Raw genomic sequence first — 18,302 nt, 5'->3', positions numbered from 1 at the left:
GTATTGATGAATGCTATTGCTAAGCGCCAGCAAAGAATAGAAAGAGAGCAACAAAAGCATCAACAGTTAATAAAAGAGGCTGAAGATAAGAAAAAAGAACAAATGCGATTAGCTTCTGCGCTAGAAAATGAAATCCCTATGTATGAAAGAGTGGGGCATTATTCAACGCTTTCGTTAAATCAACAAAAACGTAAACAAGCTATTGTCTTAGCGTCATTGAATATTTCCATTACTCAAATTAAGGAAATAGAGTATCAATTAGATAAATTAAAAAAAGGAAGTCTAAAGTTACAAAAAGAAAGGGAAGTGGTGATCAAAAAACAAAAGAAAATGAAGCTTTATCTTGAAAGAAAAGCATTAAAAAAAGAGTTATATATTGAAAGATTAGAACAGAACGAAATACAGGAGATGGTATTGTATGATATTAATAAAGACAGATAATGTTATCTTAAATACAAATTTATCAAATGAAAGAATTAGTGAAAATAAGTCTGTTTTTTCTAAAAAATCATCACTTTCTTCTACTGATTTAGAATTATCAATGACTGATAATGAGAGTGTTTCTTCTGAAAATGTCAGTAAGATAAAACAAAAACTAGATGACTTTTATCATCTAAATCATAAGGATGATATTGACCTAAAAAGTCATCTAAAAATAAATTCCAATAAAACAAAAACTAAAGACGAAAAGGATAAAAAGGATGAAACCGATTTTTTAAATTTAGAAGGATTATTATTAACACAAAGGAAAATATATTCACAAATTTGCGTTCATGCAAAGCAAGTGAAAATAGAAAAAAAATCACTATCTAATCATGAAAGTAAAAAAATACCTGTTTCTCATAAGATAACGGTAGAGAGTAATTTAAAAGTTACGAATGATCTTAAATCAAGTAAAGACATAAGTGTTGGTGCTTCTGATGGCAAAAAGGAAAATAAATTAGATATTAATGGGGCAGGTTTGCTTGATGAAAGGAAAGTCGTCAATCAGAAAGTAAAAAGTGTAGAGAAAAATAAAGTTATTAATCATAATGTAGAAGAAATAGATAATAAAATTAAAACTCATAAATTTATCAAGAACAATGAAAAACAAGTAGAAAACAACATAGAGAAAAATACAGAGAATAAACAGTATTCCTATGGGGAAGAACGCTCTTTTTCTAAAGATAATACTGCATTTAAAATAAAAGAGAATACATTGGGTATTCAAAATGACCTAATAGAAAAATTAGATCATTTAGCCCATAAAAATAGTCATTCAAAGAGTAATGAAATAGAGAAAAATAGTCTTTCATTTAATACTGAAAAACGAAATTCGAATATAGATAAATTGGATGAAAAAAAAGTAAAAGAAGAAGTTAGTAATATATCTATATTTAATAATATAAAGCCAGAATATCAACAGAAAATACAAGAACCCTTAATTGATAAAAAACTGCTTGATATACCCGCTTTAAGTCTTCTTTATAAAGAAGTATCAAAAATGACTCAACCTCCTAGTATTACTTATGTTTTTAAAAAATGGGGAAGTGAGCTTCATCAGATGAAAGTTAATTTTGATATCAATAAAAAGATCGAATTGATTGCTTCTACTGGACGCGTTTATCAGTCCTCTTTAGACAATTTTAATCAATATCAAGGGCGATTAGCGCTTTCATTAGAAAATGATAATTCTCATTGGCAGATTAATGCAATTGATCCTTCCGATGATAAAGAAGATGAAAAATGATCTTATCAGATGTTAAAGAAAGTATTACTCAAGATTAAAATAGCGATTCAATGAATATTCTATCTTCTTTATACGAAGCACAATTGCCGATCACTTCTGCTTATTATTTTAAAATAAAAGGTAAAAATACATTAGGTTCATTTACAGGGCTTATTGCCGTTAACCAAGTCATGGATAGCCTGTATTCTGAAAAAAAAATAGATTGGGAGCAGGTTCCAGAAGCTTATCTTCGCGTTCTATTCTCACAGAAATGTTCACAATTATTGTTTCCTTTTTCGAAAGAAGAGATGTCAGTAGCGGTAGAAAATATCTGTTTAGGAGAGCAAAAAGAAGTTAGCTATCCCGTTGTAAATACCTCAATAGGAGATGTATTTATTTGCTCTTTTGAGGGGCATTATGAATGGATGTTATCTTCAAAAAATAAAATAAATGCTATTGCTCAATTCCAGCTTGGTAATAGCAAAATGACCGTTTCGTTATTAAAAACCCTTTCTTTGGGGGATATTGTGTTGATTGATAGCATTGATTCTTCACTTATTATTGGTGAAAAAAAATGGATGCGTTATCAATGGCAAGAAGGAGAAAACACGGTGGTTTTAGATGAAGAGTTACTAGCTAATGAGGTAGAGGAAGAAGCATTAATTGAAGATATTGATACAAATACAGCGACACAAGAAAATGAGGATTTAAAATCAATTGGTACTATTCCCATCACCTTGTCTTTTTTACTCGCAAGTAAAGTATTATCTATTGAAGAAATTGAAAAACTAGCCCCAGGACAACAAATTATATTACCTGATAATGCTTCACGACAGATTACATTAGTTGTTAATGGTGTTGCTATTGCTCAAGGGGAATTAATTAAAGTGGGTGAGCGATTAGCTGTAGAAATTCAACGTTCCCATTTACAGCAAGATTAAATATATGGAAAGCTCAACGACGCTCATTTTAACGTTAGCACTAGCAACATTAGCTCCTTTTATTATTGCTGCCGGAACCTGCTACTTAAAATTCTCTATCGTACTTGTGATGACTCGTAATGCTTTAGGTGTTCAGCAAGTGCCTTCTAATATGGTACTCAATGCGATTGCATTAATGATGGCTTTGTTTGTTATGACACCAATAGCAAAAAATACCTATCATTATCTTATTGAAAACCCGGTTGATATAACTTCTCCTGATTCTTTTGAGCGATTTTATGACGATGCATTAGGGGAATATAAACAATATTTATACAAATATTCTGATCCTGAGTTATTAGATTTTTTTGAACAAGCACAAGGAAACCGACCTGATAGCTATGGCGAGAAAGAAAATATAGAAAAATCGTTGTTATCACTGCTTCCCGCATATGCATTAAGTGAAATAAAGTCTGCTTTTATTATTGGTTTTTATCTTTATCTACCTTTTATTGTTATTGATTTAGTTGTTTCTTGTATTTTATTAGCGCTGGGGATGATGATGATGAGCCCAGTCACATTATCAGTGCCGTTAAAATTAATTTTATTTATCGCTATGGATGGTTGGACTCTCTTAGCTAAAGGACTAATTAATCAATATCTTGAACTCATGGCGGTAAGGTAATGGATATGGTTTATGCGGCTAATAAAGCCGTTTATTTAGTGATATTACTTTCAGCGGGACCTATTGCCATTGCGACATTTATTGGATTGGCGATTGGCTTATTACAGACCATTACACAAATCCAAGAACAAACATTACCTTTTGGTGTAAAACTTGTTGGTGTTTTTGTTTGCTTATTAGTCACTATGGGTTGGATGGGCGATAAAATATTAGTGTATGCAAAAGAGATGATGACGTTAGGATTTGCAGGATAAATAATATGTTAATACTGCTAGGGTATATACAGACTTATTTAATCGATCTTTTTTTACTTGTTGCAAGATTATTTCCTATCTTTCTTTTTATTCCTTTTTTAAATAGTCGAGTTCTTAATAGCCAATTATTAAAATATATTATTATTTTTTATATTGCTATGGGAATTAGACCCAGCATTATTATTACAGATGAAGTAAGAAATATATGGGAAATTATATTATTAAGTGAATTACTTCTTGGCGTTTTAATAGGGCTTCTTTTTGCTACTCCATTTTGGATCGCGTCTGCATTTGGCGAGTTTGTGGATAACCAACGGGGCGCTAGTATTGGGGATACTATTAACCCAACTACGGGAATTGAATCTTCTGAATTCGCTTCATTAACGGGTTTATTTTGTGCTGCCTATTTTTTATCAACAGGTGGCTTAACCTTATTGATGACTACGATAAAAGATAGCTATGACGTATTTCCCATTGGTTATTTTAACAAAGAAATTGGTTACTCTTTTATTGGGCACTGGCTTAATAGCATGATTCATACTGCGCTTGTTTTAGTCTCACCCGTACTGATTATTATGTTTTTAAGTGAAGTTGCACTAGGTGTTTATTCTCTATTTTGTCCTCAACTAAATGCATTTTCACTGTCATTATGTATAAAAGGAATTATTGCCTTTATATCATTACTTCTTTTCTTTACTTCGGCGATGACCACAGAACTTTATGCATTTTTTAATAATAGATACTTTTATACGATCTTTATGAGTATTTATCATGGCTGAAAAAACAGAAAAACCCACCCAGAAAAAACTCGATGACTCTGCAAAAAAAGGGCAAAGTTTTAAGAGTAAAGAGTTAACGTCAGGACTTGTTTATCTTATTGGTGTTATGTATTTATTTCATCAAGTTGATTTAGGTGAATTTAGTCGTTTTTATCAATCTCTTTTACTTCATCCAACAAATATTACATTAAAGAGTTACGTCGATGTGATATCAAAACTATTCTTTGATATTGTTTTGCCGATACTTGTTGTTGCTTTTTTATCTGGTGCTATTCCTTCTTTATTTAATTCGCGTTTTAAACTTGCAACTGAAGCTATTAAGATTGATCTTAATCATATCAATCCAATTTCAGGATTTAAAAAAATATTTAGTATAAGAACAATAAAAGATTTATTAAAAACATTATTATTTATAGTTATATTTTTAATTACTTGTTATGTTTTTATTATTTTACATGGTAAGGAAATATTTATATTATACCGCTCTGATTTAAATGTTGTTGTTGATAAATGGTGTTCACTCGTCGTTAATTTTGTATTTATATTTTTTATTCTTTCAATACCTATTCTTATTTTAAATATTATTGCTGATTTCTTTATCTTTATGAAAGATATGATGATGGAAAAACATGAAGTTAAGCAAGAATATAAAAATATGGAAGGCGATCCAGAAATAAAATCAACTCGTCGACAGTTTCATCAAGAATTGCTTGATGAACCGATGAAAAAAGTAATTCGAGATTCATCTGCTGTTATTGTCAATCCAACCCATGTGGCTGTTGGTATCTATTTTGATCCTGATAATGGCATTATGCCTTTAGTTTCATTGAGCTGTATTAATGATAAAGCATTGGCGGTGAAAGCTTATGCTAAAAAAGTAGGAACACCAGTTGTTCGTTATCCTGAACTGGCGAGAAAAATTTATCATAAATATCATTTATTTGATGTAATGATAGATCAAGATTTATTAGATGTTATGGATATTCTTATTTGGCTTAAGAAAATAGAAATTGAAGGATTATTAAGAGAAGAAATGGACTATATAAATTAGTAATAAATCAACCTAGCGCATATATATTTTAATTATAAAAATAATGTATTTATTTTTATAAATATAGGCGTGTGTTTTATTAAAGTAATTAATTAATGATTAAATTAGAATTTCATTATTAATTATTCATCATCGATGAAAGGATTAACATCATGTCAGTATATAAAAAAATGTCAGAAAATGAACTTGATCAATTAGCAAACTACATTGTTTCTATTGTTCAGAACGGGACATCACTCAAGGACGAAGGCGCTATCCCAGAAGGATTTATGGAAGGAATCTATTCATTTGCTTATGACTTTTACCAGAAAGGAAAACTGGATGAGGCCGAAGCAATTTTCAAATTTTTGTGTCTCTACGATTTTTATAATGTTGATTACATTATGGGGCTTGCTGCTGTTAAACAATTGAAAAAACAGTATCAAGCGGCAATTGATCTTTATGCTTTAGCTTATCTCAATGCGAAAAATGATTATCGACCTGTCTTCTATGCTGGGCAATGTAATTTATCGCTTGGTGAAAAAGAAAAAGCAAAATATTGTTTTAATCAAGTTTCAGAAAAGATTAACGATCAATCTATCAAAGAAAGAGCCAATGTTTATTTAGAATCATTAAAAGATATTCCTCTTGTTGTTCTTAATGCAGATAAGGAAGAACAGTATGAATGATATTAATAAGGTTAATGATAAAATTATATTTTCTACACCTCTACCTTCTAAGGAGGTAGAAAATGTCACTATAAATACGACACAGCAAGCTCAAAGAATTAATACTGTAAATGAGCATATTGTATCTTCACAAATTAAAGATAAAGAAAATAAAATTTCTGCACCTGCTCTTAGAGCACCTATTGAGCAGAAGAAAAATAATCAAAGAATTAATGTTCAAAATGATGTGCAGTATAAAATCAATGTTTTTTCTCAACAAAATAAAAAAGAAAATGACAAGGCTGCTTATAGCCAAGAAAAAGGTAATACACTAGATATATCTCAAAATCAAAAATCCTCTTTAGCATTCTCAGCACCAAGCCAATCAGAGAATAAAAAATCGACGAAAGATTATGATTTTTTATTTTTACAACTCTCTTATCAGAATGTCATTCATCAGAATGTTTTAGATAAAATTAAAGATCCAGATAAGCTTGATTATTATATAGATAAGCTAAATAAATTAGCTCAAGGCATTGATGGCTTAAAAGAAAAATTTAACTCTGTTCTAGATACTATAAAGAATAGTAAAGATGCTTATGTTGATTATTGGATGGAAATTGATAGTCAAATTAAATCGAATAAATTCAAAACAGAAGCTGAAGTCGAAAAATTCTTAAAAAATAATAATATTCCTAGGTCATTAATTAAAGATTTATTATCAGGAAATATTAAATCTAAAAGTGATATGGAAAATTCACTTAAAAAAGCATTTCCATTTTTGAATTTACCAGATGATATTTCTAAATTATCGTTAGATGATTTAGATAAATTATACAGTACGTTATCTGATTTTTTTGATAATGCTTTTAAATATATGCCTAATGTTTCTATTAGTGAAGATAGAATTAATCAGATCACTTCACATAAGGACGAATTAAAAGCCTTAATAAATAAAAAAGAAAATACATCAATAAAAACAAATTTAGATGAAATCAGAGAAACCTATAGAGTCCTTACATCTACTCAAAGTGCATTAGAACTTGAAATAATGTCAGACTCCTTATCAGGAATGGCATTATTAACTTTCTTATTAGCGAAAACACGTGAATTAACACTCAAAGTAATGTTGCAGCGTTCTGAAAATGAACAAGCGCTCTTTGAGGAAATGCAAAAAGTGACGGAAAAATCACTTAAAGAAAAAATTGACGATCAAAAAGCTCAAATAAAAAAGCAAGAAGAAATCCAATTTTGGGCAGGTATTGGTTTGAAAATATTAGGAGGGTTATTAGCCATCGTTGCGGGTATTGCGTCTATTTTTACCGCGGGTGCTTCAATGGCTTTAATGGCCGTTGCCGTGGTTTTATTTGTTGCTGATGCGGCATTAACCGTCGCCGATGAAGTGTATCAAGCGATACATGGCACATCGTTTATGGATGAATTAATGCAACCTCTTACTGAAGCTTTGATGGAGGCTTTAGATAAGGTGGTCGATTTTCTAGCGGATATGATTTATGGCTCTTTAGATGCATTAAAGAAATTAGGTATAGATAAAAAAATCATTGAGGATATAAAAAACTCAATACAAGATAAATTAAAAATGGGACTTAAGGCTTTAATTACCGCGGTTTTATTTATTGCCGCAATTGCATTAAGTTTTGTTGTTGGTCCAGCTGTAAATGGTATAACCAATGTAGCCAAGAAAATTGTTAATCAACAAGTCAGAGATATGTTGAAAAGAGTCTTCAATGAAGCACTTGAACTTATGATGGGAAAAATGATTAAAGAAATCATTGTTCAAGCACTTGAAGAAGCCATGAAGAAAATTAATAAACTACTTGCTAAAGAGTTCAGTCAGAAAGCAGGTGTTATGTTAAACAGAACCGTAGTTATTTCTAAGTTAGCCAATGCAACAGCAACAAATGCAGTTAATATTTATAGTAGTGTTCTTTCTGCAAAAATTCTGCAATCTATGGCTGATAGTAAAAAGCTAGAAGCCATATTAAATCTTATTCAAAAATTAATGGATAAGATAATGGAAAGTTATCATGAGAATATCGATACCATAACTGAAATTTTAAAAAATATGAGTGAAAAATCTTCTATAAGTAATCGGACTAAATCAGACACGATCAGAAATATATCTATTTAATCAAGTTTATCTTTAATAAGGTATGAATATGAATATGAAAGTAAGTAATGATAATGTATTTTATGACTATAAGCCTAAAATTAATGAAGCCATTGATAATAAAGATATTATTAATGATAGTAAACTAACTAAAGAAAATTTAGAGAGTTTAAGTAAAGATATTGATAATAGATTAAATAGTATTTTAGAAAAAGCAAAAAGCATATCAAAGCCAATTCTAACTGAACCAGAAGTAAAAACACCGGATATAAAAAAGATATTAAAATCACTCGAAGTTGATAACGATAATGATATTTATGATCATATAAAAACAGAAAGTTTAGGTATGTTTAATTTTGTATCTTCGGATATGATGAAATTAATCAATTTGATTGTTAAGTATTTAGAAGCAATGATTAAAAAGTTCGAAGCATCTAGAGAAATGGGTGTGATGCTGATGAATATTGAGTTAAATATCGCTGATCAAATAAAAGATAATCTTAATAAAAAAGCCAATATTATGATTGGTGCCGCAATTACGAGTGCGGGTATTTCAATGGCAATACATGGTATGGGGGCTTTTGTTTCTATTAAAGGTATGGGTAAAGATCTTATTGGTCATTCTAACCCAACGATGATAACCGGTAACTTAGTGACTTCAACTGCGGATCCTTTGGCTAGAGTAGCAGACCAAACTTTGCAATCTCAAGGAATTGTACTGGATGGTAAACAGAAAGTATTAGAAGCAAGAGGAAGTATTAATAATCACGTTATTAGTAATAATAATGAGATGCAACGCGAAGTAACGGAAGTGATAAAAGCATTGTTACAAGCCATTGAAGCAATTATTCATGCGCAGCAGGATGCTGCTTCTGCAATTGGTTCGAATGTAAGAGGATAATTTATGGCTAAAGCTATTGATTCAGGGATGTCTAATATAGCAAGTCATTCGAAAATCTATTCTTCAGATAATGATATTGTTTCTACATCTAAAAATGAAAAACATGTTTTAGATGATATGAAAGAGTTATTAATAAATATAAGGCGAGAAAAAAAAGATTTTGATCTTGATAACTGGATTGATTGTAATAATTTAAAAGGAAAAACAGAGAGGGAAATATATGTTTCTCTCTCTGCACAATATGATAAAAATATTATTTTTCATAATCAATGTTTAAGCTCTATAAAAAAATTAGAACCCATTATAAAAGATGTACGTCCAAATCATGGTTATCCTACTGATTCATTAAGTGATTTTTTTTATGAAGTTAAGCAATCAATCGTTGTAGGTAAAAATGATTATTTAGATATTCTAAAGGATGTTTTTTCCAATTATATGGATTATGTAAGGGACTTAAGAGCAGCAATAACATCCATTACCCAATATACCAAAGCGGGTAAGAAAGATGGGTGTATTGCAATTAATTATATTGAACTTAAAAAAGTATTGGTGAATGTTAAAAAAAGTTATCATGAAAAATTAGGAGAGAAATCATTTTTTTACACTAAACTTTTATTTGAATGTCAAAATGATGGGAGTTACATTAGAAAATTAGGGGGGTATTTAATAAGTTATAAAGAGAAAGAACAAGTTTATCAATCATTAAATACAATAGAAAAATTATTAAAAGATATAAAAGGTATTAAGGTAATAAAAGAAAATTACTCATTAGAAATAAAAAATAATATTGAATTTAATTTTATTGGCCATATCGATTTTGATGATCTTGATAATCTCTTGGAAAAAATAAATACTGATATTTCTATGGATGGCGTATTATCGGACGCTGAGATAGAGAAAAAAAGAAAACAACTACTTTATGATAATACATCTTTATTTGGTTTAGTTAAACCTGGTTTTGATATTGAAGAAGAAATGAGAAAGATAAAAGCAGATAATGAAAATAAAAAAGAAGAAGTAAAATATAAAAATGTTTTACAAACTGAATTTGATTTATTTAAAAAATCGCTTGATTCATTAGAAAAGAGAATGAATTCTAATCTTGATGAACTCTCTAAAAAATACAGCTCAGCAAATAGCAATTATGATAATTTTGTTAAAATAGTGAGCAGTACAATGAATACATTATTAGAAATGGCGAAAGGTTTTTTACGATTTTAACTCTTTAGAGAAATTGAAAATAGAGATTATATTTTTAGAGATAATAGCCTAATAATGCTAACGTTTATGTGTTGTTTTAAGTTTTGTTAAAATATTAGTTTTAATTTTTTCTTGAAACAACTTCTTTTATTTTTATATAAAAGGTTAATGTTATGGCTACTGCTATTAATTTTGATGTATCTAAAAGTAACAATAAATCACATATAGAAAATAAATCCTATAATGCGATAGTACATAATCAGGAAGAGTTTTTAAATAATACAAATTTTTTATTAGAAGATGTGAAAAGAGAGTATCAAGAATTATCTCTTAATGATGTTAAAGATGATAATAGATTTGAACATCTCTCTAGTAAAGAAAAAGGTTTTTACCTTGATGAACAATATGTAAAAAATAATATTAATCAAAAGAAAAGTTTAAATGAAATTAGTTATGCTTCTCGTGCAATAGAAAATGCGCAATCAAATGACAGTTATCCAACAGATTCATTAAGTGATTTATTTGATGAAGTAAAACAATCTATTGTCGCGGGTAAAAATGATTATTTAGATGTTTTGAAAGATATTTTTTCCAAGTATATGGATTTTGTAAAAGAATTAAGAGAAATATTGACTGAATTAAGTCAGGCAACAAAGGCTGGAAGTAAAGATGGATATATAAATATAAATGTAGATTCGTTATCTGATAAATTATATTTTTTAAAAGCGAAGTGGAAAAATAAAAACGTTTTTAGTACGTTAATGGCTTTCAATAAAGAGAATGATGGCCGATTTTATAGAATTATTAATGGAGAAAAAATATATTATAAAAATAGTATTGAGGTCTATAATACTGTTGATGCAGTAGAAAATTTACTTAATCAACTTAAAGGTGTCGCATCAAAGAAAGACGATCAATCGCCAGGTGTTATACCTAATATGTATTTTGTATTTAATGTAGGTTTAGATTTATCGGGATTGGATAAACTAGTTAGCTATTTAGATAATATGCCGAATGGTGAACATGATATATTACAAACAGAGTTTGATTTGATAAAAAAAACATTAGATGCTGTTGAAAAAGGCGTTAATACTAACTTGGATGAACTGTCAAAAAAATACAGCGCAGCCAATAGTAATTATGATAATTTTGTAAAAATAGTGAGTAGTACTATGAATACTTTATTAGAAATGGCAAAAGGTTTTTTACGATTTTAATTATATTTAGAGTATCATCATGGAAAGTAAAGTTATTTTAGGGATGAAAAGAGCTGATATTAAAATAAATATCAGCTCTTAAATTTATAGAAAATAAATTAGAATTTATATTCAATACCTAACCAGTAATTACGGCCGTCTTCCATATAGCCTTGTGTATACTCGTAAGACTTATCGAATAAGTTATTGACAGAGGCATTAGCAGAAACACCATAACCAAAGTCATAATCTAAACGTAGATCGGTTTTTGCATAGCCTGCGAGTTTGTCATCTTCATCAATACGGTTATATGTCCAACCTTGCGCTTCTTCCATAACAGTAAAGCGAACGTGTTCTACTGGAATAAACGTTATCCACATATAGGCTTTATGTTTTGGTAAGCCTTCAATATGTTCGATTTTTTTCGGGTCACTGTGAATATAGCTATAGTTTACACCAAGTTCTAACCAATCAGTAACGTTGCCTTTCGTGCCTAAATCAAGACCTACATAGTCGATGCGTCCACTATTTTGGTTTTGGAAAAATGCTTTGCCATCACGATAAACTGTGTGTGCCATAATTGCATCACTGACACGGTTGTAGTAAATGCTGGTTTGGTAACCCCATTTATCAGTAATGTGCCCTTCATAGGTTAAGTCGAACGATAATGCACGTTCTGGATCTAAATCTGGGTTAATAATCCCTTTTGAGCCATCTTTGGGTTTTTCAGTAGTGTAACGTTCTTTTTGCGTCGGGAAGCGACTACGATCAGATACGGAGAAGCGGACTGCATCATCATTGGCTAAAGAATATTTCGCCATCATTTCCCAGTTAAAAGCCGTTTGCTTGTTGTCATCAGCCCCTTTATCGGTATCAACACTATCACGCCAGTCATAGCTAATGGCACCCACTAAATCGAGATCATTGGTGACAACCCATTGGTATTCTGTGGCTAAAGACCATGTTCTGTCTTTATAACGCATCCAATCGCCACCTTTCTCTTTTTGAGCGCGGTGAACGTCATCTTTCCAATGTGCGGCAAAAGAGAGTAGGTCACTGTCGCGTGTATCAATACCTAATTGCAATGCAGCGCCCGTGCTGTAGTCGTCATAGTGGCTATAGTCAGGTGTATCCCCTTTTTTGGGATACATATAGAGGGTATTTTCGAATTTATCGTGATAAGCACGGCTTTGTAGATTAATACTGTCTGTGATTTGTGTTACGCCGCTATAGTAATAGCTCTCTTTGTTGTAATCCGGCCATGCCCAATATTTAAATTTACCTTTACCTAATGTTGACGGCGGGCTATTTTTTTCACCGTCTTGTTTTACATAAGTCAGGGTATATTCGTCAGAAGCGCGTGGCGTCCAACCCACTTTGATCATGCCACGTTTATCATCTGTTGCCGAATTATCACGGCGTCCATGTGTACCGGCTGCTTGATTATTTTCATCAGCGCCCGGAATTGGGGTAAAGCGTTGCTTTAATTGGCTACCACTGATTTGAATAAAACCTAAATCATTACGTGCGCCTAAACGTGCACTCATGTTATGTGCATAATCAGCACCGCGTGCAAAACCTTGTGAGTAAGCAATACTCCCTTCTAAAGGTTTTTTCGGTGATGCAGTAGTAATATTGATAGCGCCACCCATTAAGTTAGGGCCTTGTAGTAATGAGGTATAGCCTTTGTTGACTTCAATACTTGCTAGATCATTGGTGGTAAAGCGGGCTAAGTCTAAGTTGCCATCATAAGGAACATACGTTGGAATACCATCAAAGAAGACTGGCACTTGGCGGCTATCAAAGCCTCGCACTTTAATGGTGTATTCATTGCGGTTGCCCGATTTTTGCATCACAACACCGGGTAATGTAGCAATAGCTTGTGCCGCATTGACTTTATTTTGTTCAAGCATCTGCTCTTGTGTTAACACATCTGGATTGGCTGCAATCGGGCTACTCCAAACGGTTAATAGATCAGGGGTTGATTGCCCATAAGTGGTGTCGGCGATTGCAATACTTGGTAATAGAGCAAAAGATAAACAGTAGCATAGAGGTTTTAATTTCATCATTCCAATCTCAATTTGTAATCTATATATAATTTTTTATATAACGAATTACGTAAAAATAAATGGATAAAATGAGTGCTGACAATATGTTAGCACTCGGTTTTGTTTATTATTGATTAAATATGTAAATACTTACTTATAAGTTATTATTTTTATTTAATCTTTTGGGTAAAGACGAACTTTAATATCTGTCGGTGGAGCATAATAAGGCGCAGACGTTACCATTAAATGGATACCTGTTTGTGCGTATTTTTCAATTGTGTTCAGGTTAATTCCGCCAGCTAACGAAAGATGGCATTGAGGCGCAACTTGAGGCGCTTCATATTGAAGCCGAGCAATATCTTCAACGGAGAATTTATCAAGCTGTAAAATATCTGGTTGGGCTTTTAACGCTTCTCTTGCTTGTTCAATATCATCAGCTTCTACCACGATACATTTTTCAGGTGCCGCTTGGCGTAACTGTTTAACATGCTGTGCCCAATTATCTGGCTCTGATAAAAATCGACGATGATTAGCAAAGAGTAAAATTGTTTCAGAACAACCTTGGCGATGAATAACACCACCGCCTGCAAGTATCGCTTGAGTTGCTAATAGTTTGGTATTCGGGATATTTTTACGTGTACACGCAATTTGCCCTTTAGGTTGATAGCGATGATAGATTTCTAGCATTCTTGCCATATAGTCACTAACACCACAACTCCACTCCAGCACATTTTGCACTACTTTCCAGCCTTGATGCAGCGCATCGGCTCGACCTTCCGCGGTGATTAAGCAATCACCTTTATCGGCAAAATCACCATCTTGTCGATGCGCTTTTACCTCTAACCCTAACTTTTCCAATAAACGGCAACCTAGCGTGATCCCACTAACACAACCCGCTTCACGGCGTGTAAATGTCATCGTACCTAATTGATCACTGATATTCAGGGCGCGACTTGTTAAATCACCATACTGAATATCTTCCATCAATAAATTATCAAGAAAGGCATCAGTGTAATAAATCATAGTGTTAACTCACTTTCTGGCACGACATCCCAAGAAACCATCGCCCAATCACGCGTAGGCGAAATCAGTGAAACGCCATTTTTAATGCTGTCATGATAGTAGTTCGTTAAATGTGTTATTTCATCTTCACTTAAAGGCCCTACGGAGAAGTTGATCCCCTCAATAAATTGCTCAAGGCTATTGAAATTGCTTTGACAATTACGGCTACGGATATAATCCACTTTAGGGTGAATGCCCATTTGGTTAAGCATATTTACAGCATAAATGTAGGTTGGTAGCGTAGGAACATCTCGACCCAGTAAGCGAATAATGCGTTGATCAACAAAAGTTGGGGATACGGTGTGTGTCGTATAAACACGTAATTTAGCTTGGCGATTAAGCTTTAATAGCGCGGCTTTTAAATCCATCACGAGCGTTGAGCGTGAAGCGACCGCAATATCACAACGAGGAAGTGCATCCCAGCTATCTTCCCATGAGCAAGTGATAAAGTCGGCGTGATTGATGCCTGCTTGTTCTGCTCTACGTTTAGCCACTGTGAGCATGCCTGTACTGTAATCAATACCAATGACTTTTTTGAATTTATCCGCAACATGAATGCTGATAGAGCCAGGGCCACAACCCACATCTAGTAAGGTTTCAGCACCCGTAAAATCCATCATTTCACGAAACTTGATTAAATAAGGATCGTTAGGATTGGCACAGGTTTCTGCCATTTTTTCAGCACGTTTATCCCAATGTTCTGGCTCTTTTTTGGTTCTTTCAGCCTGTACCATGTGGTTTTTATAAAGTTCAGCAAAATCCGTGGTTTCAATGGTGTTCATATTCTTGCCTATATTCATTGTTATTATCCGAGTAGGCGTGAAAATGCGCCTGAATATCTGTGGGTTTTACACCATAAAGGTGCGCTAAATTGTTGGGTGTTAGCAAAATTTCAGGACTATTTTGCAAAACAGGAGTATGAGGTGTCAGTAAAATGACTTCATCAGCCAATGAAGCGGCATGTTGTGGATGGTGTGTTGACATAAAAACACTGATCCCTAACGCTTTTAGTGCCTTAACTTGGGTAAGCAGCTTTATTTGATTACCAAAATCAAGGCTGGCCGCGGGTTCATCCATAATCAGTAATTTGGGCTGTTGTACTAAAGCACGAGCAATCAAGACCATCTGCTTTTCACCACCACTTAAGGTATCAAAAGTTCGGTGAGCAAGATGAGAAAGCGAGAGCATTTCTAAGGTTTCCATTGCCATTGTTTTATCTTGAGAACTTGGCATTGAGAAAAAGGATAAATGTGCGCCTCGTCCCATCACAACCATATCGATAACATTGAAAGAAAAGGGGATATGCGTTGCTTGAGGAACATAAGCCACCACTTTGGCAAGTTCTGTTGGTGACCACTCACTTAGTTTTTTCCCCGCAACATTAATCTCACCTTCAATACAAGGTATTAGCCCTAACAACGTTCGCATCAGTGTGGTTTTTCCACAACCATTTGCGCCTAATAAGCAGATGATTTGCCCTTGTTCGATGTGGAATGAGAGATCTTTAATTAAGGTTTTGCCTTTATAGCCAATGGCGAGCTTTTTTGCATTAGCAATGATCATGCGTCTTTCCTTGTTCTAAGTAACAACATTAGGAAGAATGGCGCACCAATGGCGGAGGTTAAAATACCCAATGGAAGTTCGATATTGGCAATAGTGCGAGCTAATGTGTCAGTGATTAACAGCATAATGGCGCCCACAAGCAAAGAAACAGGCAGTTGTTGGCTAAAGTTAGCGCCCACTAACAATCTTGCAATATGAGGCACTATTAAGCCTAGCCAGCCAATAATGCCCGCAATAGAAACGGCACTTGCGGTTATCAATGTTGCTGACAAAATAAAAACTAGCCGCGTCACTTCGACATTTAAACCTAATGCTCTGGCTTCTTCATCAGATAAACTGAGGATATTCATACGCCAGCGCAGTAAAATCAGTGGAATAAAGCCAATCAACATTAAAGGGGCGACAGAAATTAAATCAGAAGCCGTAATGGTCGAAAGCCCCCCTAAAAGCCAAAAGGTAATTGAGGGCAATTGCGTATAAGGATCAGCGAGAATTTTCATTAATGAAATTGCTGAGCCACATAATGCACTAATCGCAATACCAACCAAGACAAGCGAAAGAACAGGATCGTGTTGTTTAGCAAGCCTTGCAATAAAATAGACTAAGGCAACTGTTGCCAAACCGCCTGCAAAGGCAAATAGCTGAATAGACAACATCGATTGCCCAAGGAAAATACCTAAAACCGCACCCACGCCCGCACCTGATGAAACGCCAAGAATATCAGGAGAAACCAAGGGGTTACGGAACATACCTTGATAAGCTGCTCCTGCAATAGCGAGTCCTCCACCAATTAAGATTGCCGCAAGAACACGGGGAAATCTGATTTGCCAAAAGACGGTTTCAGTTCTGCTGTATTCCACATTGCCTATTAATTTATTACTTACCAGTGTCCACAGTTCATTAGCGGTAAGTGAATACTTACCACTAGTGATTGCAATTAAAGCAACGATGGAAAATACCGCAAATAAAAGCGTGATACGTACTGATTGACTCATGAATACCCCAGCAATTGCTGACATTGTTCAGCACTTAATTGCGTGTGGTAAAAATGAGCAAAGTAATTTTGTAGATCTTGAGTGGTTTGTTTTTCTATTCGAACGTCAAAATGACTTTGTAAGCGACGCATCCCCATTAAACGGTTGATACCCGGAGGACCATCTAACCAACCAAATGGTAATCCTTTAAACAGTAACACTTTGTTGTTTTTAACGGCTTGAATGCTGTTCCATACAGAACTTTGAGTGATTTGCTGATAGGCATTTTCATCTTGTGTGATGATAATTTCAGGGTTCCACATTAACAGTTGTTCAGGGGAAACATCAGTCAAACCAGTAAAATCAGGAACATCAACCACGTTTTCAAAACCTAAGGCTTCAATGGCTTCTGTGTGAATAGAGCCTCTTGCACCCGTTTGCAATCCTTTAGCACCCCGAGCAAGGTAAAAACGTGGACTCTCTTTTTGTTCAGATACAAAAAGCGCAGCATCACTAAGATATTGCTCTGCAATCTGCGCTAATGTTTCTGCTCTTTCAGCAACACCTAATAAAGCCCCTGTTTGACGTAACTGAGCTGGGCTATCTTTTAAAGTGCCATCAATTAACACATAAGGTACACCCGTTTGATCAGAGACACGCTTCGCCAATGAACGGTAGGTTTCATCCACGTTACCACTATCAATAATGATATCGGGCTCTAACGTCAGTAAAGCTTCTAAAGAGAGTGTACTTCCTCGCCCTGATAAACGTCCTAAACGGGGTAATTTGCGTAGTTCATCTGAAAATAAAGGACTTTTTTCTAAATTAAGTGAGGAAAAACCCAATAATTTTTCAGGCGCTAATGCGAGTAACAATTGATCAGTAGGAGGCCCCGCACTAATCACACGATGGATTGTGGTTGATGCAGGAATATGACCAAATTGTGCTGCAATACGCGAGGTTATTGTGGCTCTTACCGAATGTGGAAGTGCCGATAATGTCGCAATAGTTGCGAGGTAAGTTAGAAATTGTCGTCTGTGGATCGCCATAGGTTCACGCTGTTTATTGTTTTATATTGATATCGTTATTTCATTTATTATACAGCGAAGAATACTATCTTTCCTTTGGCTTAAGTCAAGGGATCATCAGTCAAAATCAAATCTAGGCACACATCTGAAAAACT

General features: G+C 33.5%; 18 protein-coding genes. 12 read left to right on the top strand and 6 right to left on the bottom strand.

Features of this window, described 5'->3' with window-relative positions; all coding sequences use genetic code 11:
- Positions 1-6: 6 nt before the first annotated feature.
- The 12 genes from ABN212_RS04105 to ABN212_RS04050 all read left to right on the top strand — a co-directional run bounded on the left by ABN212_RS04105 (position 7) and on the right by ABN212_RS04050 (position 11,493).
- Entirely contained in the window at positions 7-441 is a 435-nt protein-coding gene (locus tag ABN212_RS04105) for a type III secretion protein (RefSeq protein WP_311747291.1), read from the top strand.
- On the top strand, positions 419-1,729 hold the full coding sequence (locus tag ABN212_RS04100) for a hypothetical protein (protein WP_349442927.1): 1,311 nt from the start codon (positions 419-421) through the stop codon (positions 1,727-1,729). Before ABN212_RS04105 ends, ABN212_RS04100 begins: the two co-directional genes overlap by 23 nt.
- A 50-nt stretch (positions 1,730-1,779) precedes the next feature.
- Entirely contained in the window at positions 1,780-2,649 is an 870-nt protein-coding gene (locus tag ABN212_RS04095) for a FliM/FliN family flagellar motor switch protein (RefSeq protein WP_349442926.1), read from the top strand.
- 4 nt (positions 2,650-2,653) lie between these two features.
- Positions 2,654-3,313, top strand: coding sequence for an EscR/YscR/HrcR family type III secretion system export apparatus protein (locus ABN212_RS04090; protein WP_349442925.1), 660 nt, complete (start codon positions 2,654-2,656; stop codon positions 3,311-3,313).
- Positions 3,313-3,567, top strand: a complete 255-nt coding sequence (gene sctS / locus ABN212_RS04085; protein ID WP_072069116.1) for a type III secretion system export apparatus subunit SctS — start codon at positions 3,313-3,315, stop codon at positions 3,565-3,567. Before ABN212_RS04090 ends, sctS begins: the two co-directional genes overlap by 1 nt.
- Before the next feature lie 5 nt (positions 3,568-3,572).
- Positions 3,573-4,346 (top strand): type III secretion system export apparatus subunit SctT, encoded by a 774-nt coding sequence (gene sctT, locus ABN212_RS04080; protein WP_349442924.1) that lies wholly within the window; start codon positions 3,573-3,575, stop codon positions 4,344-4,346.
- The gene (locus tag ABN212_RS04075; RefSeq protein ID WP_198626474.1) at positions 4,339-5,397 is read left to right on the top strand and encodes an EscU/YscU/HrcU family type III secretion system export apparatus switch protein; all 1,059 of its coding nucleotides are present in this window, start codon (positions 4,339-4,341) and stop codon (positions 5,395-5,397) included. The genes sctT and ABN212_RS04075 overlap by 8 nt, the downstream gene beginning before the upstream one ends.
- Positions 5,398-5,549: 152 nt before the next feature.
- Positions 5,550-6,065: a type III secretion system translocator chaperone SicA gene (sicA, locus tag ABN212_RS04070; RefSeq protein ID WP_198620572.1), complete on the top strand. Its 516-nt coding sequence runs from the start codon at positions 5,550-5,552 to the stop codon at positions 6,063-6,065.
- The gene (gene sctE / locus ABN212_RS04065; protein ID WP_349442922.1) at positions 6,058-8,196 is read left to right on the top strand and encodes a type III secretion system translocon subunit SctE; all 2,139 of its coding nucleotides are present in this window, start codon (positions 6,058-6,060) and stop codon (positions 8,194-8,196) included. The genes sicA and sctE overlap by 8 nt, the downstream gene beginning before the upstream one ends.
- A gap of 28 nt (positions 8,197-8,224) precedes the next feature.
- Positions 8,225-9,076 (top strand): type III secretion protein, encoded by an 852-nt coding sequence (locus ABN212_RS04060; RefSeq protein ID WP_198620570.1) that lies wholly within the window; start codon positions 8,225-8,227, stop codon positions 9,074-9,076.
- A 3-nt stretch (positions 9,077-9,079) separates the two neighbouring features.
- Positions 9,080-10,297: an IpaD/SipD/SspD family type III secretion system needle tip protein gene (locus ABN212_RS04055; protein WP_232806295.1), complete on the top strand. Its 1,218-nt coding sequence runs from the start codon at positions 9,080-9,082 to the stop codon at positions 10,295-10,297.
- Positions 10,298-10,449: 152 nt separating this feature from the next.
- A complete protein-coding gene (locus tag ABN212_RS04050; protein ID WP_349442919.1) occupies positions 10,450-11,493 on the top strand; it encodes an IpaD/SipD/SspD family type III secretion system needle tip protein in 1,044 nt (347 codons plus the stop codon).
- Between the two features lie 98 nt (positions 11,494-11,591).
- Here the strand turns inward: ABN212_RS04050 and ABN212_RS04045 are convergent, their stop codons facing one another.
- The 6 genes from ABN212_RS04045 to ABN212_RS04020 all read right to left on the bottom strand — a co-directional run bounded on the left by ABN212_RS04045 (position 11,592) and on the right by ABN212_RS04020 (position 18,168).
- Positions 11,592-13,538: a TonB-dependent receptor plug domain-containing protein gene (locus tag ABN212_RS04045; protein WP_198620627.1), complete on the bottom strand. Its 1,947-nt coding sequence runs from the start codon at positions 13,536-13,538 to the stop codon at positions 11,592-11,594.
- Positions 13,539-13,694: 156 nt separating this feature from the next.
- Positions 13,695-14,543, bottom strand: coding sequence for a ModD protein (modD, locus tag ABN212_RS04040; protein ID WP_349442918.1), 849 nt, complete (start codon positions 14,541-14,543; stop codon positions 13,695-13,697).
- Positions 14,540-15,364, bottom strand: a complete 825-nt coding sequence (locus tag ABN212_RS04035; RefSeq protein WP_198626469.1) for a class I SAM-dependent methyltransferase — start codon at positions 15,362-15,364, stop codon at positions 14,540-14,542. The genes modD and ABN212_RS04035 overlap by 4 nt, the downstream gene beginning before the upstream one ends.
- Positions 15,351-16,145, bottom strand: coding sequence for an ABC transporter ATP-binding protein (locus tag ABN212_RS04030; RefSeq protein ID WP_198620567.1), 795 nt, complete (start codon positions 16,143-16,145; stop codon positions 15,351-15,353). The genes ABN212_RS04035 and ABN212_RS04030 overlap by 14 nt, the downstream gene beginning before the upstream one ends.
- Positions 16,142-17,140 (bottom strand): FecCD family ABC transporter permease, encoded by a 999-nt coding sequence (locus tag ABN212_RS04025; RefSeq protein WP_198620566.1) that lies wholly within the window; start codon positions 17,138-17,140, stop codon positions 16,142-16,144. The genes ABN212_RS04030 and ABN212_RS04025 overlap by 4 nt, the downstream gene beginning before the upstream one ends.
- A complete protein-coding gene (locus ABN212_RS04020; protein ID WP_349442916.1) occupies positions 17,137-18,168 on the bottom strand; it encodes an iron ABC transporter substrate-binding protein in 1,032 nt (343 codons plus the stop codon). The genes ABN212_RS04025 and ABN212_RS04020 overlap by 4 nt, the downstream gene beginning before the upstream one ends.
- Positions 18,169-18,302 lie beyond the last annotated feature (134 nt).

The sequence above is a fragment of the Proteus genomosp. 6 genome, from assembly GCF_040139785.1.
Taxonomy (GTDB): Bacteria; Pseudomonadota; Gammaproteobacteria; order Enterobacterales; family Enterobacteriaceae; genus Proteus.
Note: the sequence above shows the minus strand (reverse complement) of the source record. Positions and strands in the feature narration are given on the sequence as shown.